This is a genomic window from Pseudomonas sp. RL_105y_Pfl2_101, from assembly GCF_963970585.1.
GTDB lineage: Bacteria > Pseudomonadota > Gammaproteobacteria > Pseudomonadales > Pseudomonadaceae > Aquipseudomonas.
This window is the reverse complement of the sequence record NZ_CAXAPG010000003.1, coordinates 177895-202455: the sequence shown is the minus strand read 5'-3', so window position 1 is coordinate 202455 and position 24561 is coordinate 177895. Positions and strand designations below refer to the sequence as shown.

Annotated in this window: 22 protein-coding genes and 2 pseudogenes; 13 read left to right on the top strand and 11 right to left on the bottom strand. The window is 62.2% G+C overall.

Translation table 11 applies throughout. The features are described from left to right. The first annotated feature begins 160 nt into the window (after positions 1 to 160). The 5 genes and pseudogenes from kefF to AACY31_RS28860 form a co-directional block, all read left to right on the top strand. Positions 161 to 679 carry a glutathione-regulated potassium-efflux system oxidoreductase KefF gene (gene kefF / locus AACY31_RS05815; RefSeq protein ID WP_339492724.1) on the top strand — a complete coding sequence of 173 codons (519 nt, stop codon included), beginning with the start codon at positions 161 to 163 and terminating at the stop codon, positions 677 to 679. Position 680: 1 nt separating this feature from the next. Further along, on the top strand, positions 681 to 2507 hold the full coding sequence (kefC, locus tag AACY31_RS05810; protein ID WP_339482636.1) for a glutathione-regulated potassium-efflux system protein KefC: 1827 nt from the start codon (positions 681 to 683) through the stop codon (positions 2505 to 2507). A gap of 105 nt (positions 2508 to 2612) precedes the next feature. Beyond that, positions 2613 to 2828 (top strand): hypothetical protein, encoded by a 216-nt coding sequence (locus tag AACY31_RS05805; protein ID WP_339482637.1) that lies wholly within the window; start codon positions 2613 to 2615, stop codon positions 2826 to 2828. Between the two features lie 74 nt (positions 2829 to 2902). After that, positions 2903 to 3283 carry a RidA family protein gene (locus AACY31_RS05800; protein WP_339482638.1) on the top strand — a complete coding sequence of 127 codons (381 nt, stop codon included), beginning with the start codon at positions 2903 to 2905 and terminating at the stop codon, positions 3281 to 3283. Positions 3284 to 3322: 39 nt separating this feature from the next. Continuing rightward, positions 3323 to 3552 (top strand): annotated as a pseudogene (locus AACY31_RS28860) (hypothetical protein); the annotation flags it as partial. A 75-nt stretch (positions 3553 to 3627) separates the two neighbouring features. Here AACY31_RS28860 and AACY31_RS05795 read toward each other — a convergent pair. Next, complete coding sequence (locus AACY31_RS05795; RefSeq protein ID WP_339482639.1) at positions 3628 to 3963, bottom strand: hypothetical protein; 336 nt, start codon at positions 3961 to 3963, stop codon at positions 3628 to 3630. 248 nt (positions 3964 to 4211) lie between these two features. Here AACY31_RS05795 and AACY31_RS05790 point away from each other — a divergent pair, with 248 nt between their 5' ends. Further along, positions 4212 to 4562: a polysaccharide lyase family 7 protein gene (locus AACY31_RS05790; protein WP_339482640.1), complete on the top strand. Its 351-nt coding sequence runs from the start codon at positions 4212 to 4214 to the stop codon at positions 4560 to 4562. Here the strand turns inward: AACY31_RS05790 and AACY31_RS05785 are convergent. The 3 genes from AACY31_RS05785 to AACY31_RS05775 form a co-directional block, all read right to left on the bottom strand. Then, positions 4540 to 5772, bottom strand: coding sequence for a nucleoside permease (locus tag AACY31_RS05785; protein WP_339482642.1), 1233 nt, complete (start codon positions 5770 to 5772; stop codon positions 4540 to 4542). The genes AACY31_RS05790 and AACY31_RS05785 overlap by 23 nt on opposite strands. Positions 5773 to 5971: 199 nt before the next feature. Continuing rightward, entirely contained in the window at positions 5972 to 7051 is a 1080-nt protein-coding gene (locus AACY31_RS05780) for a sugar phosphate isomerase/epimerase family protein (RefSeq protein WP_339482643.1), read from the bottom strand. Next, complete coding sequence (locus tag AACY31_RS05775) at positions 7048 to 8223, bottom strand: Gfo/Idh/MocA family protein (protein ID WP_339504091.1); 1176 nt, start codon at positions 8221 to 8223, stop codon at positions 7048 to 7050. Before AACY31_RS05775 ends, AACY31_RS05780 begins: the two co-directional genes overlap by 4 nt. Positions 8224 to 8389: 166 nt before the next feature. Here AACY31_RS05775 and AACY31_RS05770 point away from each other — a divergent pair, with 166 nt between their 5' ends. From AACY31_RS05770 to AACY31_RS05755, 4 genes are all read left to right on the top strand, one after another. After that, positions 8390 to 9397 (top strand): LacI family DNA-binding transcriptional regulator, encoded by a 1008-nt coding sequence (locus tag AACY31_RS05770; protein WP_339482646.1) that lies wholly within the window; start codon positions 8390 to 8392, stop codon positions 9395 to 9397. A 249-nt stretch (positions 9398 to 9646) separates the two neighbouring features. After that, positions 9647 to 10597 carry a TAXI family TRAP transporter solute-binding subunit gene (locus AACY31_RS05765; RefSeq protein WP_339482647.1) on the top strand — a complete coding sequence of 317 codons (951 nt, stop codon included), beginning with the start codon at positions 9647 to 9649 and terminating at the stop codon, positions 10595 to 10597. An 84-nt stretch (positions 10598 to 10681) separates the two neighbouring features. Beyond that, positions 10682 to 12709 (top strand): TRAP transporter permease, encoded by a 2028-nt coding sequence (locus AACY31_RS05760; RefSeq protein ID WP_339482648.1) that lies wholly within the window; start codon positions 10682 to 10684, stop codon positions 12707 to 12709. Then, complete coding sequence (locus tag AACY31_RS05755) at positions 12706 to 13092, top strand: DUF1850 domain-containing protein (protein ID WP_339482649.1); 387 nt, start codon at positions 12706 to 12708, stop codon at positions 13090 to 13092. The genes AACY31_RS05760 and AACY31_RS05755 overlap by 4 nt, the downstream gene beginning before the upstream one ends. A gap of 217 nt (positions 13093 to 13309) precedes the next feature. On the opposite strand, the gene AACY31_RS05750 is transcribed toward AACY31_RS05755, so the two are convergent. Continuing rightward, on the bottom strand, positions 13310 to 14401 hold the full coding sequence (locus AACY31_RS05750; RefSeq protein ID WP_339482650.1) for an SMP-30/gluconolactonase/LRE family protein: 1092 nt from the start codon (positions 14399 to 14401) through the stop codon (positions 13310 to 13312). A gap of 97 nt (positions 14402 to 14498) precedes the next feature. Beyond that, positions 14499 to 15627 (bottom strand): annotated as a pseudogene (locus AACY31_RS05745) (ATP-binding protein). Positions 15628 to 17041: 1414 nt separating this feature from the next. Between AACY31_RS05745 and AACY31_RS05740 the strand changes: the two are divergent. Together AACY31_RS05740 and AACY31_RS05735 are read left to right on the top strand one after the other, a co-directional pair. Further along, positions 17042 to 18004, top strand: a complete 963-nt coding sequence (locus AACY31_RS05740) for an EamA family transporter (RefSeq protein WP_339504089.1) — start codon at positions 17042 to 17044, stop codon at positions 18002 to 18004. Between the two features lie 178 nt (positions 18005 to 18182). Further along, a complete protein-coding gene (locus AACY31_RS05735; protein WP_339481734.1) occupies positions 18183 to 19043 on the top strand; it encodes a CAP domain-containing protein in 861 nt (286 codons plus the stop codon). Between the two features lie 190 nt (positions 19044 to 19233). On the opposite strand, the gene AACY31_RS05730 is transcribed toward AACY31_RS05735, so the two are convergent. From AACY31_RS05730 to ggt, 4 genes are all read right to left on the bottom strand, one after another. Next, a complete protein-coding gene (locus AACY31_RS05730; RefSeq protein WP_339493057.1) occupies positions 19234 to 19866 on the bottom strand; it encodes a Vgb family protein in 633 nt (210 codons plus the stop codon). Positions 19867 to 19900: 34 nt separating this feature from the next. Then, the gene (locus AACY31_RS05725; protein ID WP_339481738.1) at positions 19901 to 21127 is read right to left on the bottom strand and encodes a helix-turn-helix domain-containing protein; all 1227 of its coding nucleotides are present in this window, start codon (positions 21125 to 21127) and stop codon (positions 19901 to 19903) included. 12 nt (positions 21128 to 21139) lie between these two features. After that, positions 21140 to 21673 carry a cysteine hydrolase family protein gene (locus AACY31_RS05720; protein ID WP_339481740.1) on the bottom strand — a complete coding sequence of 178 codons (534 nt, stop codon included), beginning with the start codon at positions 21671 to 21673 and terminating at the stop codon, positions 21140 to 21142. Positions 21674 to 21792: 119 nt separating this feature from the next. Continuing rightward, positions 21793 to 23520, bottom strand: coding sequence for a gamma-glutamyltransferase (ggt, locus tag AACY31_RS05715; RefSeq protein WP_339504087.1), 1728 nt, complete (start codon positions 23518 to 23520; stop codon positions 21793 to 21795). Between the two features lie 164 nt (positions 23521 to 23684). Between ggt and AACY31_RS05710 the strand changes: the two genes are divergently transcribed. Then, on the top strand, positions 23685 to 24116 hold the full coding sequence (locus tag AACY31_RS05710; RefSeq protein WP_339481744.1) for a GNAT family N-acetyltransferase: 432 nt from the start codon (positions 23685 to 23687) through the stop codon (positions 24114 to 24116). Between the two features lie 58 nt (positions 24117 to 24174). Here AACY31_RS05710 and AACY31_RS05705 read toward each other — a convergent pair whose 3' ends face one another. After that, the gene (locus tag AACY31_RS05705) at positions 24175 to 24525 is read right to left on the bottom strand and encodes a hypothetical protein (protein WP_339481746.1); all 351 of its coding nucleotides are present in this window, start codon (positions 24523 to 24525) and stop codon (positions 24175 to 24177) included. Positions 24526 to 24561: the final 36 nt, after the last annotated feature.

The following is a 24561-nucleotide window of genomic DNA, read 5'->3' as shown; positions in this document are numbered from 1 at the left end:
AGTGCCTTCCTCGGTAGGATGTCCGGCTTTTCCGGCCTCGACCCTGTCCTGCGCAAGGCGCTCTTGTTTATATCGCTCGGCAGCTCCTACAGCGCCCCCTAGCGGGAGCAAGCTTGCTCGACAGACAAGAATCGACGGAGCCAAACCAAGGAATTCACCGATGATTCTTATCATTTACGCGCACCCCTACCCCGACCAGTCGCAGGTCAACCAGCAGATGCTCAAGCGAGTGTCGAACAACCCGGACGTGGTCGTACGTTCGCTCTATGAGCTTTACCCCAACTTCGATATCGACGTCGAGGCGGAACAGCGGGCGGTGGAACAAGCAGAGCTTGTCGTTCTCCAGCACCCGATGTACTGGTACAGCACCCCGCCCCTGCTGAAACTGTGGATCGATAAGGTGTTCACCCACGGCTGGGCCTACGGTAAAGACGCCGCCCTCAAAGGCAAGCGCTTGCTGTGGGCCGTCACCACCGGTGGCGATCACGCGCATTTTGCGATCGGCGACTACCCCGATTTTTCGGCGCTGGCCCAACCTCTCCACGCCACGGCCATTTACTGCGGCATGCGCTGGCTCGAGCCGGTGGTCGTGCATGGCGCCTACGCCGCCGACCCTGACGCCCAACACGCACACATCGAACACTATGGCGCTCGCCTGGCCGCCTGGAAGGAAGATTGAGATGGAGACGCACAGCCTGATTGAAATGCTGATCTACCTGGCCTCGGCGACACTGATCGTACCGATTGCCGTTCGGTTTGGCCTAGGCCCGGTGCTGGGCTATCTGCTGGCTGGGTGCATCATCGGCCCGTGGGGGCTGAAGCTGATTACCGATGTAAAGGCCATTCTGGAGTTCGCTGAAATCGGCGTGGTGCTGATGCTGTTCATTATCGGTCTCGAGCTCGACCCCAAGCGGCTCTGGGCCCTGCGCAAAATGGTGTTTGGTGGCGGCGCCTTGCAGATGCTCGCCTGTGGTGCCGCCATTGCATTGTTCTGCACCGCCCTTGGCCTGAACTGGACGGCAGCGCTGCTGGTCGGCCTGACCCTGAGCCTGTCCTCCACGGCCATCGCCATGCAGGCCATGAGCGAACGCAACCTGACCGCCACCGCCGTCGGCCGCAGCAGTTTTGCGGTGCTGCTGTTCCAGGACATCGCCGCCATTCCGCTGGTGGCGATGATTCCCTTGTTGTCGGCCCACGGCGACACACCTTCGGGCACGGCGTTGTTGCTATCGACTGGCAAAATTGTCGCCGCCATCGCCATCGTCGTGCTGTTGGGGCGCTACGTGACGCGACCGCTGCTGCGCTTCGCGGCACGCTCAGGCTTGCGGGAGATTTTCAGTGCCGTGGCGCTTTTCTTGGTGTTCGGCTTCGGCTTTGTGCTGGAAGAAGCCGGTTTGTCGATGGCCATGGGCGCGTTCCTCGCCGGGGTGCTGCTGGCCAGCTCCGAATACCGCCATGCGCTGGAAAGCGACATTGAACCGTTCAAAGGCCTGCTGTTGGGCCTGTTCTTCATCGGTGTCGGCATGTCGATCGATTTCGGCACGCTGATCAACGCACCGCTGAAAGTCATCACCCTGACCCTGGGTTTTATCCTGATCAAGCTGCTGGTGATCAAGGTGGCGGGCCGGTTTCTCAACGTCCCCGCCAGCCAACGTTCCTGGCAAGCGGTGTTGCTGGGCCAGGGCAGCGAATTCGCCTTCGTGGTGTTTGGCGCGGCGACGGTGGCCGGCATCTTGACCGACCCATGGGGCAAGAGCCTGACCCTCGCAGTCGCCCTGTCCATGTGCCTGACGCCCTTGCTGATCGTGTTGCTGGATCGGTTCGAGTCCGTCGCCAAGAAAAACAAACGCGAATCCGACCTGGTCGACCAGCAGAATCCACGGGTGATCATCGCCGGGTTCGGGCGTTTCGGGCAGATCGCCGGACGTCTGTTGATGTCTTGCGGCGTCGAGGTGGTGGTATTGGATCACGACCCTGACAACATCGAGACGCTGCGCAAGTTCGGCGTGAAAGTCTTTTATGGCGATGCCACGCGCCTCGATCTGCTGCACGCAGCCGGCGCGGCCCAAGCGGTGGTGCTGATCAATGCGATCGACGATCGGGAAGACAACCTGGCACTGACCCGGCTGGCCCAAGAGCACTTCCCCGCATTGCAGTTGATCGTGCGCGCGCGGGACATGGGGCACCTCATCACCCTTCGGCAGATGGGCGTGGAGGCGGCTGAGCGGGAAACCTTCGAGAGTGCGCTGTCATTGGGTCGCAGTGCGCTGGAGCACATGGGCGTGGGGGCTTACCAAGCGCGCGAGCGAGCAGACCAGTTCCGCCGGCTGAATCTCAAGATGCTGGAGGAAATCGTCGCCCAGCCGGAAGATGACCTCAAGTTCCGCCACGATGCCTACCGCCGTGCCAATGCGCTGCTCACGGACATGTTCAACGAAGACCGTGCCCGCCCCGTCGAGAACTGGCAGGAACACCATCGCAACGAAACGGAAAAGACGGCCGGTTGAGCGGCGTCATCCACGCCCAAATTTGCGCCGGTACGCGGTCGGCCCAGCCTGCAACGCGATATAGCGGGCCTCGAACAGTGCCCGCCCTCTTCTGCGCTTGGCGGCATGCAGCAGATCGGCGAAGGCGAACAGGCCGGCGGGCATGCAGCCGGGAAACAGGAACGCCTCATGAACATCCAGCAGATCCTTAACGCCCGCATCGCGCGCTCGTCGACCCGATGCTGGCAGGCAAGGGCCGACGCTGCCCTGCATGGCACCACGACGCTTGAGGCCTACATCCAGGCGCGGGTGCAAAACAACGGGCTGGGAGCGCACGGATAAAGGAATGCAGGAACGCCGCAGCAATGGACGGTAAACTGCGGCGGTCCTTTTTCTTTTCCAGCATGAGGCTTTGCATGAGCAACCCAGACATTACGTTTATTCCAGATCCGGATGCGGACTCCATTTCCTCCGACGTCGCCGGTTTCGGTGGCTTGCTGGTTTCCACGCAAATCCCCACCCATGCCGACGGCAGCCTGGAACTGGGTGACATCACCCTGCAGAGCGAATGCACACTGCAAGCACTCAAGATCGCCCTGGAGGGCGCCGGCAGCTCCATGGACCGGGTCCTGCACCTGACCATCTACCTGACCGACATGGCTGACCGCGCCGCCTTCAACGAAGTCTACAAACGCTTCTTCGCCACACCCTGGCCGGTTCGCGCCGCCGTGGGCGTGGCGGCGCTGGCGGTCGAGGGGATGCGGGTGGAAGTGACGGCGATGGCGGCGAAGGGCTGAACGGGCCCACCCCAAACAGGCCTGTGTTTATCCCAGCCTCAGCGGATCACGTCCGAGCCGGTGGGCCTGAGCCCGGTGTTGATGGCTGCGGCCAACAGTTCCGGCGGGGTCATTGGTGGTGCTGGCGGTTCCGGTGGGCGGGTGACGTTGCAGCATATGTGGCGCCGTTAAGTCACTGGGTGGCGGGAGGACGTAGATCGAATGCGTCCTGTAGGCGCTACCGAAGGCGGCAATCTTTTGATTTGATCTTTCGCTTGAGACTCGATTGAACTCGCAAAGATCGCAGCCTCGCTTCGCTCGGCAGCCCCTACCATGTCCCCATCAAGCAGGGGCGAGCTGGGTTTTTACTGAACGTTCTTCAGCTTGACCACATCACCGGATACCGAGGTGGTGTAGCCGGTCAGGACCCAGGCCCAGAACCAGTTTTCCTGGACTTGGGTGTTGATCATGGCGTCGCCGCCCTTGGCCTTGATCGCCGCGTCCTGGGCACGCACGAAACGGTTGTTCTGACGAATCGGGATCACGCCGAACAACAGCAGGCCGGTGGCCTTGGCTTCACTGTGGCCGACAACGGTGTATTGGCTGCTGTCGTATTGCTGGGTTTTCATCGGGGTGCCGGTGCAACCCGCCAGGGCCAGGCCGAACACTGCGCAGGCGACAACTTTGCTGATGTAGTTCATTGAATACTCCATAAGAAAATGCCCGAGATCCGTCTCTCGGGCGGCGCGTACTCTAACCGATCATCAGCAAATTGACATGATCCCCGCGCAATCCGCAAAACGCCTGTCAGGCCCACCCCAGAGCCATCCGTCAGATGTCTCTCCAGCGGAACAATTCCCTGTCGATAAGCTGAAAACAGCGCCATGGACGGCTCGCGCGCGCCCCCGGCTGAGTGCGTCCGAGCGCCAGCCTGCCAGAGCTTGTAACCATGATCGACCTGACCGTCTGGAACATCACGCTTCCTATACAGACACCCGCCTTGACCGTTGCAACCAAGGCCGTTCCAACGCTGCGCAACCAGTACTTCACCAACACCGGTGACAAGATCGTGTTCTGGGTGCCGGTGACCGGTTCTCATACCGGCAAACGCGAGTACCCACGCTCCGAGCTGCGGGAAACCTCGAAAGACGGCAAGTGGCGCAACTGGCGTTACAACAGCGGCGTCAACACCCTGGACAACGTCGGCGATTCCAACGAAGGCGGACACCAAGCTGGACGTCAGCCATCAATGACTGACGCCCAGCCTCTCTTGTGCTTCAGGCCTTTGATGGCGCGCTAACCACCTGCCGACCGCTGAAGGAAAACAGGAAACAGGCGAACACCACCAACGCGAAACCGGCCGGGAACAGCCAGATGCTTTTCCAATCGTGGCCGCCCTCCAGGACAAAGTGATCGGTCACCTGCCCCGCCACCCAGAAGCCGATCAGCATGCCCACACCGTAGGTCGCCAGGGTAATCAGGCCCTGGGCCGAACTGCGCAAATGCTTCGGCGCCTTGGCATCGGTGTAGATCTGCCCCGAGACAAAAAAGAAGTCGTAACAGATACCGTGCAGGGCAATGCCGGTGAACAGCATGAACGCCAGGTCGCCGTTATTGCCGTAGGCGAACAACAGGTAGCGCAACGCCCACGCCAACATGCCCACCAGCAGCGCCAGCTTGATGCCGAAGCGTTGGATAAACAGCGGCAACAGCAGCATGAACAACACTTCCGATACCTGCCCGATGGCCATCTTTGCCGTCGGGTTGGTCATGCCGGTTTCGGCCAGGAACGGGTTGGCATTCTGATAATAAAAGGCCAGGGGAATGCAGATCAGGATCGAGGCGATGAAGAACACCAGGTAGCTGCGGTCCTTCAACAGACCCAATGCATCCAAGCCCAACAGCTGCTTGATGCCGCCACCGCTGGCCTGCTCTTTGAGCGGCGCCGTGACCGGTAGCGTGAAGCTGTAGAGCCCCAATACCAGGGAAGCAACGGCCGCCATCAGGAACGTATTGCGCAAACCGCCTGCCGAGATCGCCTCACGCGAATCCCAGGCGAACACGAAACTGATCACCACGCCCGCGACAATCCAGCCAATGGTGCCCCACACACGAATGCGCGAGAACTCCAGCGCCGGGTCGCGCATTTGCCGGAACGCCACGGAATTGACCAGGGCCAACGTCGGCATGTAGACCACCATGTACGCCAGCACGTACGGATGGAACACGCTGAAGTCCGCCGCCGAATACAGCTGATACAGCAACACCGCGCCCAGCAGGTGCAACACCGCCAGGATCCGTTCGGCATTGAAGTAGCGATCGGCGATCAGGCCGATGACAAACGGCGCAATGATCGCCCCCCATGACTGAGTGGAAAACGCCATGCCGATCTGCCCGCCGTCGGCGCCCAGCGTGCTGGAGAGAAACGTCCCCAGGGTGACGAACCAGCCACCCCAGATAAAGAACTGCAGGAACATCATCACGCTGAGGCGTGCGTTCATCGGGGTCATGACAGTCACCGTTTTATTGTTGTTCTTGTGAAGAAAAAGCTGCACCGCATTTGTTACAAAGGGACCTCAACTGTGGGAGCAAGGCTTGCCCGCGATGGCCGCGCCGCGCTCCAACAGTTGGAACCGCGTTTTCGTTCATCGCGGGCAAGCCTTGCTCCCACAATGGGTTTCCTCGCCACAGGTTTTTGGGTTGGGCCGGCTACCTCAACAGGCCCAACAACCGCCGGTTGGAATCTTCATCCGTGGTGACACCAGCAAAATCGTCGAACGCCTTGCCGGTCTTGCTGATCATGTGTCGCTGGATGAACGCCGCCCCTTCTGCGGCGCCCTGCTGCGAATCCTTCAGGCAGCACTCCCATTCCAAAACCGCCCAACCGTTGAAATCGTATTGGGTCAGCTTGCTGAAGATCGATTTGAAATCGATCTGGCCATCGCCCAACGAACGGAACCGCCCGGGGCGATCGACCCAGCCCTGGTAGCCACCGTACACCCCGGAGCGGGCATCGGGACGGAATTCGGCGTCCTTGACGTGGAACATGCGAATGCGCGCATGGTAGCGGTCGATGAAACCCAAGTAGTCCATCTGTTGCAGCAGCAGGTGGCTGGGATCGTAGAGGATCGCCGCCCGTGGGTGGTGATCGACGGCCTCCAGGAAGCGCTCGAACGAGGCGCCGTCGTGGAGGTCTTCGCCGGGGTGGATTTCGTAGCAAAGGTCCACACCCGCCGCGTCGAAGCAGTCGAGAATCGGCAACCAGCGCCGGGCCAGTTCGGCGAAACCTTGCTCCACCAGGCCCGTCGGGCGCTGCGGCCATGGGTAGAGGTACGGCCACAGCAACGCGCCGGAAAACGTCGCATGGGCCTTGAGGCCCAACCGTTGACTGGCGCGGGCGGCCAGCTTGAGTTGCTCGATCGCCCACTCGGTCCGCGCCTGGGGCTGGCCGCGCAAATGGGCCGGGGCGAAGTCGTCGAACAGCGTGTCGAATGCCGGGTGCACCGCCACCAACTGGCCTTGCAGGTGCGTCGATAACTCGCTGATCTCGACACCGGCCTGGGCACAGGTGGCCTTGAGCTCATCGCAATAATCCTGGCTCTCGGCGGCCCGAGCCAGGTCGATGTATTGCGTGCCCGACGTCGGCACTTGAATGGCTTTGTAGCCTTGCGAAGCCGCCCACTGGGCGATGTTGGCCAGGGTGTCGAACGGTGCTTCGGCGGACATGAACTGCGCCAGGAAAATGCCTGGGCCGCGCAGGCCGCTCGGTGGCGTGTCGAGGGTATTCACAGCAGGGATGCTCCGGTTTGCACGGTGGTCCACTTCGCGTCGCCACGGTGGTTGAGGATGGCGGCCTCAATGAATGCCATGCCACGTAAACCAGTCTCGATGCCGGGCACGCCGGGGGCGTCAGGGCCTTCGACGTGGTTGCGAATGGCCTGGGCGAAATCGCCGTAGAGGTTGGCCATGGCTTCCAGGTAGCCTTCGGGATGCCCGGCCGGCAGGCGCATGCGCCGCGTGGCCGCCGCGCACAGCCACGGCTGGCCGACACCACTGCGCAGGATCCGCAGGGGTTGGTCAAAGGCCCGATGGATCAGGCTCGCCGGCTCTTCCTGGCGCCACTCCAAGGCGCCTCTGTCGCCGTAGACGCGAATCTTCAGCGGGTTCTCTTCGCCGGTGCAGACCTGGCTTGCGATCAACGCGCCGCTGGCACCGCCCGCCATCTTGAACAGCATCGCGGCGTCGTCATCCAATTGCCGGCCCGGGATGTGCGTACCCAAGGTGGCGCATAGCTGTTGGATAGGCTGGTCCGCGACGAACTCGGCCAAGGAAAACGCGTGGGTGCCAATGTCGCCGATGCAACCGCCCAGGCCGGACTGCCCAGGGTCATCGCGCCACTCGGCCTGCTTATTACCCTGGGCGGCGACATCCTGGCTGAGCCAGCCTTGGGGGTACTCGACCAGCACTTTGCGCACCTGGCCGATCACGCCCGAGCGCACCATGTCCCGGGCCTGCCACACCATGGGATAACCCAGGTAGGTGTGGGCCAGGCCGTAGAGGCAACGGCTGCCTTGCAGCACTTCCCTGAGGGCCAGCAACTCATTGAGGTCCAGCGCGGCGGGTTTCTCGCTGAACACATGGAAACCGGCTTTCAAGGCCTGGCTGGCAATGGGTGCATGAAGATGATTGGGCGTGACGATCACCAGCAGCTCCATGCGCTGATCCAGCGGCAGCAGCGCTTCGGTGTCGAGCATCTGCTGCCAGTCGTGGTAGCAACGGGACCCGGCCAGGCCCAGGGCCGCGCCGGTCTGCCGAGTGTTGTGCGGGTCGCGGCTGAAGGCGCCACAGACCAGTTCGAAACCGCCGTCCAGACCCGCGGCCTGACGATGGGCCTGGCCGATGAACGCACCCTCTCCACCGCCGACGAAGCCCATTCTTATTTTCGGTGCTACAGGATTCATCGCGATTCTCTTCCTGTCAGGATGATGATGTAACCGGTTACATCATGGCGAAAATCTAGGCTCAGTTTTCCTGCGTGTCAAACCCCATGAGGCCATGCATGAACATTTGTGGGGCGCTCAACCTGCGGTAAGCTCCCCAACCGTAGCCCCTGCCCCTGAGGTGATTTTGTCCAACATTCGTGAAGTGGCCCGGCTGGCCGGTGTTTCGGTGGCCACGGTGTCCAGAACGCTGAAATCGCCCGAGCGGGTGCTTCCCGAGACGCGGGACAAGGTCAACGCGGCGGTGGAACTGGCCGGCTATCGCCCCAACCTGATGGCGGTGCAATTTCGCTCCCGCCGCACCGGCAACCTGGTGATTCTGGTGCCGACCATCGCCAACACGTTTTTCGCCCGGGTCATCAGCGGCGCGCAGCAGGCCGCTCAGGCGGCGGGCTATCGTTTGCTGCTGTGCGACACCCAGGGCCGGGCACAAATCGAGCGGGAATTCGCCGCCCTGGTCTACGCCCACCAGGCCGACGGGGTGATCCAGTTGCGCGCCAGCGATCCTTTCGAATCAATGCCCGCAGGCGCCGAAAGCCTGCCGCTGGTCAACGCCTGCGAAGTGGTCAAGAACGCCCCTTACCCGACCATCAGCCTCGACAACCGCGCCGCCGCCCAGGCCATGACCGAGCACCTGATCGAACTCGGCCATCGCCGTATCGGCATCATCAAGGGGCCACGCAGCAGCCCCCTGACCCTGGACCGCGTGGCAGGCTACCAGGATGCCCTGCGCCAGGCCGGGATCGCCGTCGACCCAAGCCTGATCTGCCATGGCGACTTCACCTTGAAGGCCGGTGACGACGGCGCTGGCGCGATGCTCGAACGGGCCGACCGCCCCAGCGCGCTGTTCTGTGAAAACGACGAGATGGCCATCGGCGCGCTCAGGCGCATCAAGCAGATGGGCCTGCGGGTGCCCGAGGATATTTCCCTGGTGGGGTTTGACGACATCCCGTTCGCCGCCTATTGCGACCCGCCCCTGACCACCATTGCGCAACCTGCCGAAGCGTTTGGGCAACAAGCGGTGGAGATGCTGATTGCCCTGATCGAGAAAAAACCGATTGCCGAACGGCATGTGGTGTTGCCGTTTGAGTTGACGGTGCGTGGCAGTACGGCGCCAGCGGCTGGTTTTCCCTAGCGCAGTAGGCGCTGGCGAAGCCTGCGATCTTTTGATCTTTGATCTTTTGATCTTTCGCTTGAGATTCAAGTGTATTGGGAAAGATCGCAGCCTCGTTGCACTCGACAGCTCCTACACAGTTCCTATAGTTCCTACAGAGCTCAGCGGGAGCAATCTTCCTCGTCACAGACGCGTCTATGGCGCCTCGACTCACCTTTCGACTACAGTGGAAAGACTCTGCATACAGCCATAACAAGACGGAGAGTTCCCATGCGAGTCAACAAGCGCTTCACCCTCCTGGCCGCCGCGGCAGCCTTGGCGATAACGACTGCGGCCCAGGCAGCCCCGGTGTATATCAACATCCTGACGGGGGGCACCAGCGGGGTTTATTACCCGATCGGGGTCGGGCTGTCGCAGATCTACAGCAGTGGCATCCAGGACGCCAAGACATCGGTTCAGGCCACCAAGGCCTCGGTGGAAAACCTCAACCTGCTGCAAGCTGGGCGCGGGGAACTGGCCCTGGCCCTGGGCGACTCGGTGGCGGATGCCAAGAACGGCGTGGAAGACGCCGGTTTCAAGGCACCGCTGACCAAGCTGCGCGCCATCGCCGGCACCTACCCCAATTACATCCAGATCGTTGCCAGCAAGGAGTCCGGCATCAAGACCCTGGCAGACCTCAAGGGCAAGACCGTCTCCGTCGGCGCGGCGAAATCCGGCACCGAACTCAATGCCCGGGCGATCTTCAAGGCTGCGGGGCTGACCTACCAGGACATGAAGGTCCAGTACTTGCCGTTCGCCGAGTCGGTGGACTTGATCAAGAACCGGCAACTGGATGCCACGCTCCAGTCCTCAGGCCTGGGGATGGCGGCCATTCGTGACCTGGCCTCGACCATGGCGCTGAGCTATATATCGGTGCCCACCGATGTGGTGGAGAAAATCGGTAACCCGGCCTACCAAAGCGCGATGATTCCGGCCAACACCTACGATGGCCAGACCGACGCCGTACCGACCGTGGCCATCACCAACATTCTGGTCACCCATGAGGATGTCCCGGATGAGGTGGCGTATCAGATGACCAAACTGCTCTTTGAGAACCTCACTCGCCTGGGCACCTCCCATTCGGCGGCCAAGGACATCACCCTGAAAAACGCCGCGAAAAACCTGCCAATCGCCCTACACCCCGGTGCCGAGCGCTACTACAAAGAAGTGGGCGCGCTGTAGCCCCCCCCTACGCATCAACGGCACCCGGCGCCGTTGATGCGTCGTGTTTTCGCCCCTTGAATGTGAACAGAAGGCAGGCACCCCATGAGTGAAGACCAGCACGGTATCGCCACGGACCCACGGGACTGGCCCAAGACACTGTTCTACGTGGCCTTGTTGTTTTCAGTGTTTCAGATCATCACCGCCGCGTTTTCTCCAGTCTCCAGCATCGTGCTGCGGGCGGTGCATGTCGGCTTTCTGCTGTGGGTGGTATTCCTCAGCTACCCGGCCTATGGCAAGCAGCGTCCCTGGCAACCCCTGGCCTGGGTCTTGAGCCTGGCGGGCGTGGCGACGGCCCTCTATCAATGGGTGTTCGAGGCCGACCTGATCCAGCGCTCCGGCGACCTGACCACTGCCGACATGATCATCGGCGTGGTCCTGGTCGTGCTGGTGTTCGAAGCCGCTCGACGGGTGATGGGCATCGCGCTGCCGATCATTTGCGGCCTGTTCCTGGCCTATGGCCTGTTTGGCGAATATCTGCCGGGCGATTTGGCCCATCGCGGCTATGGTGTCGATCAAATCATCAACCAACTGTCTTTCGGCACCGAAGGCTTGTACGGCACGCCAACGTATGTGTCGGCCACGTACATCTTCCTGTTCATCCTGTTCGGCGCCTTCCTGGAAAAGGCCGGCATGATCAAGCTGTTCACCGATTTCGCCATGGGCCTGTTCGGCCACAAGCTGGGCGGTCCGGCGAAAGTGTCAGTGGTGTCTTCGGCGCTGATGGGCACCATCACCGGATCGGGCATCGCCAACGTCGTCACCACCGGGCAATTCACCATCCCACTGATGAAGCGCTTCGGCTACAGGGCTGCGTTTGCCGGCGGTGTGGAAGCGACGTCCAGCATGGGCAGCCAGCTCATGCCTCCGGTGATGGGCGCGGTGGCCTTCATCATGGCCGAAACCATCAATGTGCCGTTCGTTGAAATCGCCAAGGCTGCGCTGATACCCGCCAGCCTATACTTCGGCTCGGTGTTCTGGATGGTTCACCTGGAAGCCAAACGCTCCGACCTCAAGGGCCTGCCCAAGGACCAGTGCCCCAGCGCCTGGGGCGCGGTCAAGGAACGCTGGTACCTGCTGATCCCGCTCGCAGTGTTGGTCTACCTGTTGTTTTCCGGACGCACACCGCTGTTTTCCGGCATGGTCGGCCTGGCGTTGACAGCCATCGTGATTCTCGGCTCGGCGATCATTCTCAAGGTCTCGAACTACGCTTTGCGCTGTGCCTTCTGGATCGCGTTGGGCGTGCTTTGCGTCGGTTTTTTCCGGCTGGGTATCGGCGTCGTGTTTGCGGTGATTGGCGTGCTGGTGGTGGCCTGCTGGTTCATGAAAGGTACGCGGGAAACCCTCATCATCTGCCTGCATGCCCTGGTGGACGGCGCGCGTCATGCCGTTCCGGTGGGGATCGCCTGCGCACTGGTGGGCAGCATCATCGCGGTGGTCTCGCTGACTGGCGTGGCCTCCACCTTTGCCGGCTACATCCTCGCCATCGGTCGCGACAACCTGATGCTGTCGCTGATCCTCACCATGCTCACTTGCCTGGTGCTGGGCATGGGCATCCCGACCATTCCCAACTACATCATCACCAGTTCGATCGCCGCACCCGCCCTCCTGGAACTGGGCGTGCCGCTGATCGTGTCGCATATGTTCGTGTTCTATTTCGGCATCCTGGCCGACCTGACACCGCCGGTGGCGCTGGCCTGCTTCGCCGCTGCGCCCATTGCCCGGGAAAGCGGCCTGAAGATCAGCTTCTGGGCGGTGCGCATCGCCCTCGCCGGCTTCGTCGTTCCCTTCATGGCGGTCTATAACCCGGCCCTGATGCTCCAGGGCGACAACCTGTGGATGACGGCGTACATGCTGATCAAGACGATGCTGGCCGTCGGGCTTTGGGGCATGGCGTCCACCGGCTATCTGCAACAGAAGATGCCGGCCTGGGAACGCCTACTGTGCTTTGCGGCTGGCGCGTTGCTGGTGGTGGCCTTGCCGCTGACCGATGAGATCGGCTTCGTGTTGGCCGGGCTAATGATCTTGCAGCACATCTGGCGCTCGCGGCGCAGCGGGCGGGCCCTGGCGTGATCGGCTTGTGCCTGGGCCTGGCCGGGGTGGCCTGGGCACAACTTGAGGTCAGCAGCTTCACCCTGGCGTGGGACCACACCATCGAGAAAATCCGCTGGGAGGAAGACTATCGTCTCAGCGAACAGGGCCTGGTCCTGGGCGAGGCCAGGGTCAAAGGCAATGGCGCGGGCATGGAGATTCCCGAAAACGCCCGACTGGAAAATGGCAGTTGGCACTACCAACGCCAGATGCCGCCCCTGCAACCACTGAAACTGGGCCGCACGCCGCAGGCCGGCGACTATCAATTGTGTTTCGATGGCCGTTGTCGGCCGATGAGCTTCTGGTTGGGACCGCCGACAGAGGACCCGCCGACCGTAGAGCTGTGGAGTTGCGGACAACCCTGAACCTATCAGAAAACACAGGACATCCGTGGCCAGCGACTGCTCCCGCCGGTACCCGCCCTGGAGCTGCGTAGGAGCTGCGTAGGAGCTGTCGAGTGCAATGAGGCTGCGATCTTGTCCCAGACAATTGAGTCGCAAGTGAAAGATCAAGATCAAGATCAAAAGATCGCAGGCTTCGCCAGCTCCTACAGAGCCCAGGCCACAATGGAGAACCGTTCAATCAGGCAAACGTCGCCCCCCGGGTATTCACGAACAGCGAATACAACGAGTGGCTGCCGGCCATGAACAACCGATTGCCTTCCCGGCCACCGAAGCAGACGTTGGGGCAGCGCTCCGGCAGGGAGATGTGCCCGATAGCCTTACCTTTCGGGTTGAACACCCGCACGCCGTCGAGTTTTTCCAGGTCGGCCTTGGGGTCGCCATTACCGCCCCAGCCGCACCAGAGGTTGCCACTCTCGTCGCATTTGATCCCATCGATCGCCGCGTAATCCAGGCCTTCGATGTGCTTGCGCCGCTCGCCCAACGTGCCGTCGTCCTTGACCGTGATCGCCCAGATCAAGCGGTTGGGCTTGGCCCGGCCTTCGACCACGTAGAGGATTTTCTCGTCCGGGGAAAAACACAAGCCGTTCGGCCCCGCCAGGTCATCGATGACCCGGGTGACTTTGCTGGTTTCGCCGTCGATGCGATACACCGCGTGAGGCTGGGCGGGGGTGACTTTGTGCCCCTCATAGTTGTTACCGGTCTGGAACGGCGGGTCGGTGAACCAGACCGAACCGTCCCGCTTGCAGACGATGTCGTTGGGCGAGTTGAAAGGCTTGCCCTCGAAACTGTCCGCCAGCACGGTGAGAGTGCCGTTGTGCTCAGTGCGGGTGATGCGCCGGCCTTCGCTGGCGGTGGTGGAGCCTTCGCACACCAGCAGCCGGCCCTGGCGATCGCGGCACATGCCGTTGGAGAAGTTGGAGTTCTCGCGGTAGACCGACAGGCCACCGGTAATTTCATCCCAGCGCACAATGCGGTTGTTGGGAATGTCGCTGACCAGCAGGTAACGACCGTCACCGACCCACACCGGCCCTTCTGCCCAACGCAGGCCGGTGGCGAGTTTCTCCACGCTGGCGTTGAAGATGCGCAAGTCCATGAAGCTGGGGTCAAGGATATTGATCAGCGGGTCCGGGTAACGCTGGCTCAAGGGTTCGGCCTGGGCGAGCCCTGGCAGGTTGCCAAGGGCGGCCGCAGCGGCCGAGACCACCAGGGACCGTTTCAGGAATACCCGGCGCCCCTGATCGGCGGCGGTTGCAGATTGCGAAGCATCCATCGGTGCGTCTCCGTTAATTACTATTGGACGGGACGACAGTTTTACTACGTGATAAGACATCGTACAAGTATGCAAGCCTGCTCTTTCGGACAATCGATCAGCCCGGGTTCAGCGGTACACGAACCGTAACGGTCGTGCCGACTCGCGCCTTCGAGTGAATCTCGATGGTGCCCTGATGGGCCGATACGATCGCCGAGGCGATGTGTAGGCCCAGTCCGAGCCCGGCCGTGGCACCGTACTGCGCTTCACCGCTGCGCAGATGCCGGATCAACGGGTTGAAGAGGCTGGCGATGGCCTTTTTCTCGATAGGCTTGCCCTGGTTGTTGATCGCGATCACAGCCATACCCTTTTCAACGCTCAACGAAACAGTCACCGGTGTGCCTTCGGCACCATGCTGGACGGCATTGCCAATCAGGTTGGCGAATACCTGCTCCATGCAGGCCGGATCAAACACCCCCACCAGGGCACCGGTCGTTTCAAAGCGGATTTCGCTTTCCGGGTGATAGGCCCGTGCCTCCTCCACCATGCCTTCGCAGGCCGCCACCAGATCGCCGTTGACGCGCTGCACCGGAATACCCGTGCCGAGTTGGGTGCGGGTGAAATCCAATAGATCGCCGACGATTTTGTTGGCCCGCTTGACGCTGGTGTAGATGCGCGAAGTGATCTTGGTGGCTTTGGCGGGCAGGTCCCCCGCCCGCAGCAGCACCTCGGAACTCAGCAGGATCGCGCCCAAGGGGCTGCGCAGGTCATGCCCCAGAATCCCGAGAAAGATATTGCGCGATGCATCCCCCCCCCGAGTAACTGACAACGGACTCGGACAAGGCCTGGTCCACGGCCTCGTTGAATCGAATCAGATCGTCCATGACCTGCTTGTGATCCAACTGCGTGTGCGGCATCCAGAGCATAAGCACGCCAGTACGCAGGGCCCGGTACTCGGAAACCATTTGCTCCACGGTAAAACCCGAGAACTGACGGATGACCGCATGGGTTTCGGCGGCGGTTTCGGCGTCAGCCGGCGGAGCCTCGCCATGGGACTTGGCAATTGCCTCGTTGCGTGTTTGTGAGGTGCGCAGGTCAGCAGCGATGGTGCGCAACATCTGCTCGGCATGGTCGCGCAGGGCCACGGCATCCATGCCAATGGACGCGGGGGTGATGGTTTTGGCGAAGTCTTTCCACGCCTGAAGAATCGGCTCGATATTGTCGAGAATGAAATCGGCCAGGCGCATGAGTTTCCGCCAGAAGGGCAATGCTGTAAACGACACAGCGGCCTGATTGTTGTACAGCAAAGTGCCGGGCAATGTGCGTAATGCTGTTCATTTTTATTTGGTGTGTATATCCGTTATTTCGGTAACGGCGGCTGGCGGTTCCGCCCTTACGGCGGGTCACTTTTGGAGAAGCGCCAAAAGTAACCAAAAGCGCTTTGCCCCACCACTCGGCACCTCGCCTAGGCTCGGTGTGCCCTCACTCCGGCATTGCTCCGTGGGCCCGCCGCGAAGGGCCATCCATGGCCCAGCGCGGCTACCTCGGCATCCATGCCGGGATGCCCACTGCGCAATGCCTGCGTTCGGCCAGCGTGGTTTGACGGGGCGTCGAGATCAAAATCCAAAGCAAAGCAAAGCAAGAGCGCGACACGTCCAACATCTATGTAGCTGAACCACCGCCATCGCGAGCAAGCTCGCTCCCACATTGGCCTGCGGTGAACACAAGACTCATGGACACCCAGAATCACCTGTGGGAGCGAGCCTGCTCGCGATGAGGCCGGCACATCCAACCTCTTCATCGACTATGGCACCGCCTTCGCGAGCAAGCTCGCTCCCACAATGACCTGCGGTGAACACAAGACTCATGGACACCCAGAATCACCTGTGGGAGCGAGCCTGCTCGCGATGAGGCCGGCACATCCAACATCTTCATCGACTATGGCACCGCCTTCGCGAGCAAGCTCGCTCCCACAATGGCCTGCGGTGAACACAAGACTCATGGACACCCAGAATCACCTGTGGGAGCGAGCCTGCTCGCGATGAGGCCGGCACATCCAACATCACCACAAACCGACCCACCGCCTTCGCGAGCAAGCCCGCTCCCACAGGAGAAACGCGGTCTCCACCAAGAACCAGGCCGGCCGTTAGGCCGCCTCGCGGTGGCCGTTGATCTCGGCGCCCCGTTAACCACGCTGGTCGAACGCAGGCATTGTGGAGTGGGCACCTCGGCATGGATGCCGAGGTAGCCGCGCTGGGCCATGGATGGCCCTTCGCGGCGGCCCACGGAGCAATGCCGGAGTGAGGGCATGCCGAGCCTAGGCGAGGCACCGAGTGGTGGGGCAGGAGCGTTTTGCTTACTTTTGCGCTTCTCAAAAGTGAGCCGCCGTCAGGGCGGAACCCTAAGTGGCCATTACCGCAGAAACGGATATACACACCAAAACAAAGGAAATACCGATCCTTCTCAAAAACAACGCATTCCAATTCTAAAAAAAGCAGATATTGCGAGGCGACACGCACTAATGCAACCGAGCGCACAGGCCCGCAGATCTTGTCCCTTGCACCCCACGAGGTAAAAACCTTACAGTCGTACGACAACCTATAACTAAAAACAACCGATCCGGGGCCTTTTGCCTTGGCGGTCGCCTTCGAGACACCTGCCATGACCCACTCCATCGCCGTACCTGACACCCCCACACCGTTACCCCGCCACCTCGCGGTGCTCGTCCTGCTGTGCATGGGCTGTGCCTTCGCCGGCAACCACGTCGCCGCGCGGGCCGCGTTCGATGACGGTGCCGGTGTGCTGCTGGCGATCCTGCTGCGCTCGGGCGGGACGCTGCTGGTGCTGGCTGCGATGGTGCTCTGGCAACGACAGAGCCTGCGCCTGCCGCCCGGTACGTGGCGTTGGCAATTGGCGCTGGGGCTGTTGATCGGCGCCCAGAGCCTGTGCCTGTACTCCGCCGTGGCCCGGGTGCCAGTGGCGTTGGCGCTGCTGGTGGGCAACGTGTTTCCGATACTGCTGGCCTTGCTGACCTGGGCCCTGGGCGGACCACGCCCGACGGCGCGCACGGCTGCGTTGATGGGCATGATCCTGGTGGGCCTGGTGTTCGTGTTGGAAGTGCCGGCGAGGTTATCGTCCGGGCACGGCGTCGGCCCGCAATGGCTGCTCGGGGTGGGCCTGGCCTTTGGCGCCGCTTGCGCCTTTGCCTGCGCATTGTGGATCACCGATCACAAGTTGTCCCAGGTGCGCGGCTCGGTCCGCAGCCTGCTGACGATCTTCATCGTCTTCAGCAGCGTCAACCTCGCTGGCCTGACAGGCGCCCTGCCCGGCGGTTTCGACCTGCCAGCCAGCAACACCGGCTGGTTCGCCCTGGCGACCCTGGTGGTGCTCTATGGCACCGGGTTTACCGTGCTGTTCATTTCCGTGCCCCGCCTGGACATGCCGCGCAACGCCCCGGTGATGAACATCGAACCGCTGGCCACGCTGCTGATCGGCTGGCTGGTGCTGGACCAGATGCTCAACCCGGGCCAGGTGATGGGTGGCGCGATTGTGGTGACGGGCATCGTGTTGCTGACCTATCGCAAGGTTGAGCGGGTCAAGGTGCCTGTGGCTGAGCACACTTGAACTGACTGAACACCGTTGTGCCAGCCCACAGATAGTCTTCGCCTTCCTGAAACTTGTTCCAAAACCGACAGTCCTACCCCAGCCGTGAAACCCCCGCCGATCTGCAGCGGCGGGTTTTCCAGCTGATCGGCGCCAAGCCTGGCGCTATGGCAACTCCCCCTCTTGAGCCGTTCGCCCCATGCGCCACCCTGTTCGCTCTTGCCGTTTCGTTTCGCTGTGCTTGCTTGCCCTGTTTCCTCTATTCGCCAGCCCCGCCCATGCCCGCGGCGAAAGGCAGCTGGTGGAGGCCATCAACGATTTCCGTAGCCAGTCGCGCCGCTGTGAATGGCGCACAGTACGTGCCACGCCGCCGCTGGTGCTGCGTTCAAGCCTGGGTTTGCCGATTGGCCTTCGCGGTGGCCTGCGGGAAACCTTGAAAAACGCCGGCTATCAAGCTCGGGCCGTGCGCAGCATTCGCTTGACCGATGCGTGGGACGCCGAAGAAGCGTTCGACAGGCTGGCAGACGAACATTGCACCGCGCTGCTGAACAACCAGTACGCCGACATCGGCGTCAATCGGGTCGGTGATCAATGGCGTGTGGTGCTGGCGCAACCCATGGGTGGCACACGGATGAGCGACGCGGGTGCGGCGGACAAGTCGCTGCTGGCCCAGGTCAACGCCGCCAGGGCCAAGCCACGAATGTGCGGGCGCCAGCGCTTCGCGGCGGCCCGGCCGCTGAGCTGGAACGCCGCGCTGGGAACCGCCGCCCAAGGCCACAGCCGGTCGATGGCCCGCGAGAATTATTTCGCCCATCGCGACCCGGACGGTCGCTCTTCTTCCGATCGGGCCAAGCGCGCCGGCTTTCGCGGACGTAAACTGGGCGAGAACATCGCCGCCGGACAACGCTCACCGAGCCAGGCCATGCAAGACTGGCTGGCCAGCCCGGGGCACTGCGCCAACCTCATGAACCCGATGTTCACCCAGATGGGCGCAGCTTCGGCCAGCGATTCGCGCAGTGATGCGGGGGTGTACTGGACGATGGTGCTCGGCGCGCCGTGATGTGACGGACACCTTTGTGGCAAGGGGCCCCTGGATTCTGTAGGAGCTGGCGAAGGCTCGGGCCGCGTTCGGACGATCTTTTGATTTTGATCTTTCACTCTTGACTCAATGGGCAGGGGAAAGATCGCAGCCTCGTTGCACTCGACAGCTCCTACAGGGTGTTCTCCCAACCCATTGCGCAAGCCCCGCCTCACGCCGGCCGACGCACCGCCCTCACCTTGCCACTGCCACCGCCGCCACAGAAAAACCGGTCGGCCCCGTCGGACTCCAACCCCGACACTCCAACCCCTGGCGGCATCGTCACGCTTTCCAGCACTTGCGCCGTTTGCGGATCGATACGCCGCAGGTCACTCTCGTCGTTTTCCCAGGTGCCGTGCCAAAGCTCTCCATCGACCCAGGTCACGCCCGTGACAAAGCGGTTGGATTCGATGGTGCGCAGGACCCTGCCGTCGGCGGGGTCGATCTGCAGTATCTTGCGCGCCTTGTACTGACCGACCCAGAGCGATCCTTCGGCCCACGCCAGGCCGGAATCATCACCGCTGTTGGGGGCCGGAATCGTCGCCAATACTTGACCGGTGCGTGGATCGATCTTGCGGATGCTGTCGCCGGCGATCTGGAATAAATGCTCACCGTCGAACGCCGTGCCCGCATTCGCCGGGACATCGAGCGAATGCATGGGCTGGCCACTGGCGGGATCAAGGGCATGCAACTTGTCGCCCGAAGCGAACCAGACACACTCGCCGTCATGGCTCACGCCGTGCACGCAATCGACGCCCGGAAAAGGACCGTATTCACGCAGGATCTGTGCCTCTGAATGTTTCATCTCTCTCGCCTCATGAATGGGGTGTGACTGCAGCCTAAGCCTGGGATGGCAGTGCGGTGAGTAACAATACCGTCGCGAATCCGGGCATCGGTGGCGCCATCCAGCGACGGGCCCTGGCGCGCCCGAACGACTGCGCCTTACCGGCGACGGCCAGCGTTTCCAAGGCCCGCTGCACGCTACGCTGACTGATGTCCAGGGCCAGCGCCAGGGCTGAACTGGACCAGGCTTCACCGTCGGCCAGCAATGCCAGCACCGCCCCGTAGGGCTCCTCGACGACTCGCGCCAGCACCACGACCTCGTCGGCCTGTCGCGGAATCAGGGTAAAACCGCGCTGGGTTGCCTTCACTTCAGCCAACGGACGAAGCGTTACCCGCAACCGCCCCATCTCCACCCGCAGCCGAGCGCGATGGGATTCATCCGTCAGCTTCAAGCCGAAGGCCTGGATCATGAGCGTTTCCCTCGGTACATCGCCAGGCCAGGCTTGAGCCAGCCCTCGCGCCAGGGCGAACAATACCGGTCGTCGGGCAAGGCTGACTTGAATGCCGGCGCCGCTGATCCCATAGCGGCACGCGTCCACCACCAACGCCGACCCGGCCAACAGCGCTTGCACCTCCTCCAGCACGAGCAAGCGCTCTTCGCCTCGGGCAATCAGACGCGCGGCGGGTGTGCGCAGTAGCCGCCAGGCGCTTTCAATTTCGGCGCTCAGTGCGCCGATTCCCGCTTGCTGTGCGGCTTGCCCGGCCCGTTCGAGGGCCGCGCGGGCGGTCTGTGTTTGCAACCGCCGCATGGCGATTCCCGCAGCCACTAACTCGCAAGCCGCCCGTGATGCCGAGGGCAGCCAGGCAAGATCCAGGTCAACGAGCCTGCGTTCGGCCTCGTCGAGCCGACCGATCAACAGCAGCCGGCGGATTTCGATCGTGTGGGCATGAGCAACGTTCGCCCGATCGCCGTGGGTTTCGAGCACCGCCCGCGCGGCGGCGAGACGCTTCATCGGCCAAGTCAGGTCACGAGACGCCAGGGCGATTTCGCCTTCGGCGACCACACAGCGCGCCCGTGCCACGGCCTCCGTGGGCCCGAAGGCCGCGCCCGCCCGACGCATCAGGGTACTGGCCCGAACCAGATCACCCAGCTGCGCCATGGCAATGCCGCGAAGCGCGAGGGCCGGGGCATCCTTGCGCAGCGCGACGCGATTGAGCGCAGCGACAGGATCCCCCGCTACCAGTGCTCGCGCCGCTGCGGTGATCAGAGGGTCAGTTGTCATCGGTTTGGGGGGTCAGAGGCGGATGTCGGCAGCCGGCACCACATCGATCCGCGATACCGCGCTGCTCAGACGCCCCAATCGGTTGTTGTGGTTGGCGATGATCTGTTCGGCCGCCATGCTGCCGTTGTCCACCGTGGAGTGGGCATCGGCCGCCAAAACCACGTCGTACCCCAGGGCATGGGCCTGGCGCACGGTAGCGTTGACGCAATAGTCGGTTTGCAGCCCACAGATCACCAGGCGGTTGATGTCCCGGGCCTGCAACAACGGTTGCAGGTCGGTCTGGTAGAAGGCATCGGGGGTGGTCTTGCGCACCCGCAGGTCATCGGCAGCGGTCAACAGGTCATCGACCAGTTGCCAGGCGGCAGAACCATACGTCAGCGAGCCTTCCAATTCTTCGTGCTGGATCAGCACCACCGTCAAGCCGAGGGCCCGGGTTTTGGCCGCCAGTTCGTTGATGGTCTGGATGATGCGCTGGCTGTCGAAGCACTCTTCTTCACCGCTGCACAGTGCGTTCTGGACATCGATGATCAGCAATGCGGTGTTCATGATCTTCCCTCTTCAGAACGGTATTGGACACCCAAGTCATGTAGGACCTGTGGAGCGAAGCGAGGCTGCGATCTTCCCCGGCCCGAAAGATCGCAGCCTCCGGCAGCGCCTACAGGGGATTAATATCCCAGCGACAACCCGGTATTGCGACGGGGGTCGTTGGCGCCATAGAAGCGGTTCTTGCCCACCGGCTTGCCGCCCAATGACGGCGCGCCGACCAGGATCGCGGCAATGTGGTTGGGATCCTGCGGGCCGGCAAACTTGTGCCCCCAGCTTTCCAGCAGCTTCTGGGTATCCGGGCTGGCCGCAAAGGTCTCCAGGTTGGTTTCCTCCGGCATCCACTGCTGGTGGAAACGCGGCGCGTCGACAGCCTCCTGGAGGTTCATCCCGTAGTCGATCACATTGAGGATAGTCAATAACGTCGCGGTGATGATCCGGCTGCCGCCCGGGGTGCCCACCACCATGACCGTCTTGCCGTCCTTGGTGACAATGGTCGGGCTCATGGATGATAGCGGCGCCTTGCCCGGCGCAATGGCGTTGGCTTCGCCCTGAACCAGGCCATACATATTGGGCACGCCGACCTTGGCGGTGAAGTCGTCCATTTCATCGTTGAGAATCACCCCGGTCTTGCTCGCCATGACACCGGCACCGAACCAGTCGTTCAGGGTATAAGTGACCGAAACGGCGTTACCCCAATGGTCGACGATAGAGTAATGGGTGGTGTTGCTGCCCTCATGGGGCGCTACGCCGGGCTTGATCTTCTGCGAGTCGCCGGCCTTTTGCGGTTCGATCGCGGCCCGCAGTTTGGCGGCGTAGTTTTTATCCAGCAGATGGTCGATGGGGTTCTTCACGAAGTCCGGGTCACCCAGGTAGCTGTTGCGGTCCACGTAGGCGTGGCGCATGGCTTCGATCTGATAATGCAGGCCCTGGGCCGAATGGAACCCCAGGTCCTTCATCGGATAGCCGTCGAGGATGTTCATGATCTGGCACAGCACTACCCCGCCGGAACTGGGCGGCGGCGCCGAGATGATGTGGTAGCCGTGGTAGTCGCACTCCACCGGGGCCAGCTCGCGGGTCTTGTACTTGTCCAGGTCGGCCTGGGTGATGATGCCTTTGTTGGCCTGGCTGGAGGTGACCAGGGCATCGGCGACCCAGCCCTTGTAGAAACCGTCGGCGCCTTTGGCGGAGATTTCCCGCAGGGTCTTGGCGAGGTCTTTTTGCACCAGCTTCTGGCCGACCTGCATGGGCTCGCCGTTGTGCAGGAAGATCGCACCGGAGTCGCGCATGTCCTTCTTGAACACATCGGTGGCGGTTTCCAGCAGATCGACATCACCCTGCTCCAGGGTGAAGCCTTCCTCGGCGAACTTGATGGCCGGGGCGATCAGTTCCGCCCGGGGTTTGCTGCCGTACGCCTTCAACGCCAACTCCAGGCCGGAGACCGTGCCAGGCACGCCCACGGCCAGATGTCCGCGGGTACTGAGGTCGGGGACGACGTTGCCGTCCTTGTCCAGGTACATGTTGGCGGTGGCAGCCAGGGGGGCTTTTTCACGGAAATCCAGGAACGTCTTGCGGCCATCGGCCAATTGGAGGGTCATGAACCCACCTCCGCCCAGGTTACCCGCCGCCGGGTACACCACCGCCAGGGCATACCCTACCGCCACCGCCGCATCCACGGCATTGCCGCCGTTCTTGAGCACATCGACGCCCACGTGGGTCGCCAGGTGCTGGGCGGTGACCACCATGCCGCTCTCGGCAGCCACCGGCGCCTGGGAGGCGGCCTGGGCATACACACAACTGAGGGTCAGGGTGGTCGCAACGAGGATCCGGGCAAAGGATTCGAACTTCATGAGTCGGCCTGTTCTTGTTCTAAAAAGTCGGGGATCGCATCAAGCAACTAGCTAGTATGGCCCGGTTTGCGTAATGCGCCTGCTTCCAAGTCGACCGGGTGACGCCACGGTAGCCTTTGGGATAGGCTCCTGCGGTTGATCTTGACTGAATAAGGACATCACCGATGACGCTACGAATCGAACGCACGGACACGCCCACCGACGCAGAACGCCAAGCCATCATCGCCCCGCTACGCGCCTATAACACGGCCAAGACCGGCGGGACGGTGCCTGAACTGGTCGCATGGCTGGTGCGCGATGAACAAGACGAAATTGTCGGGGGGCTCTACGGCCGAGTGTTTTTCCGCTGGCTGTATATCGAGCTGCTGGTGGTGCCGGAACAGGCCCGGCGCCAGGGCACGGGCTCGACCCTGATGCAGATGGCCGAAGAACTGGCCCGGGAGAAAAACTGCGTGGGCATCTGGCTGGACACCTTCGACTTCCAGGCCCCGGAGTTCTACCGCAAACACGGCTTCACGCAAATCGGCCAGATCGACGACTACCCGCCAGGCCACCAGCACTTCTTCTTCCAGAAGCGCCTGACTCAGACCAATTGAAATACTGACCCTGTGGGAGCGAGCCTGCTCGCGATGGCAGGCACCTCGGTCTATCTACTTAAAGACACGTCGCCAACGCCGCCAACCGGCGCTTGGCCACGAAGTCGTCATGCTTGGCGTAATAACTCAACTCGGTGCCTGTCGCCCCGGCATGCACATCGACAAACGATTCGGCCGAGCGGGTGTAGACCGTCAAGCCGCTTGGCTTGCCCGGTTGCAGGTAGGCGCCGGCATCGACACCGAACACCGCTTCGTCCTGCCAGGAGAACTGCACACACTGGGCGACGACCTGTTCGGGTTTGTCCGAAGTCAGGGTCTTGTAAGGGGCCTGGGTCCGGGCCTCGTTCATCGCCGAACCCGCGCAGCCGGCCAGCAAGGTTGCGGCCAGGGCCACGGTCAACATTCGCATGGTGCTCACTCATCAAGAAAAAAACCGACTGTAGCA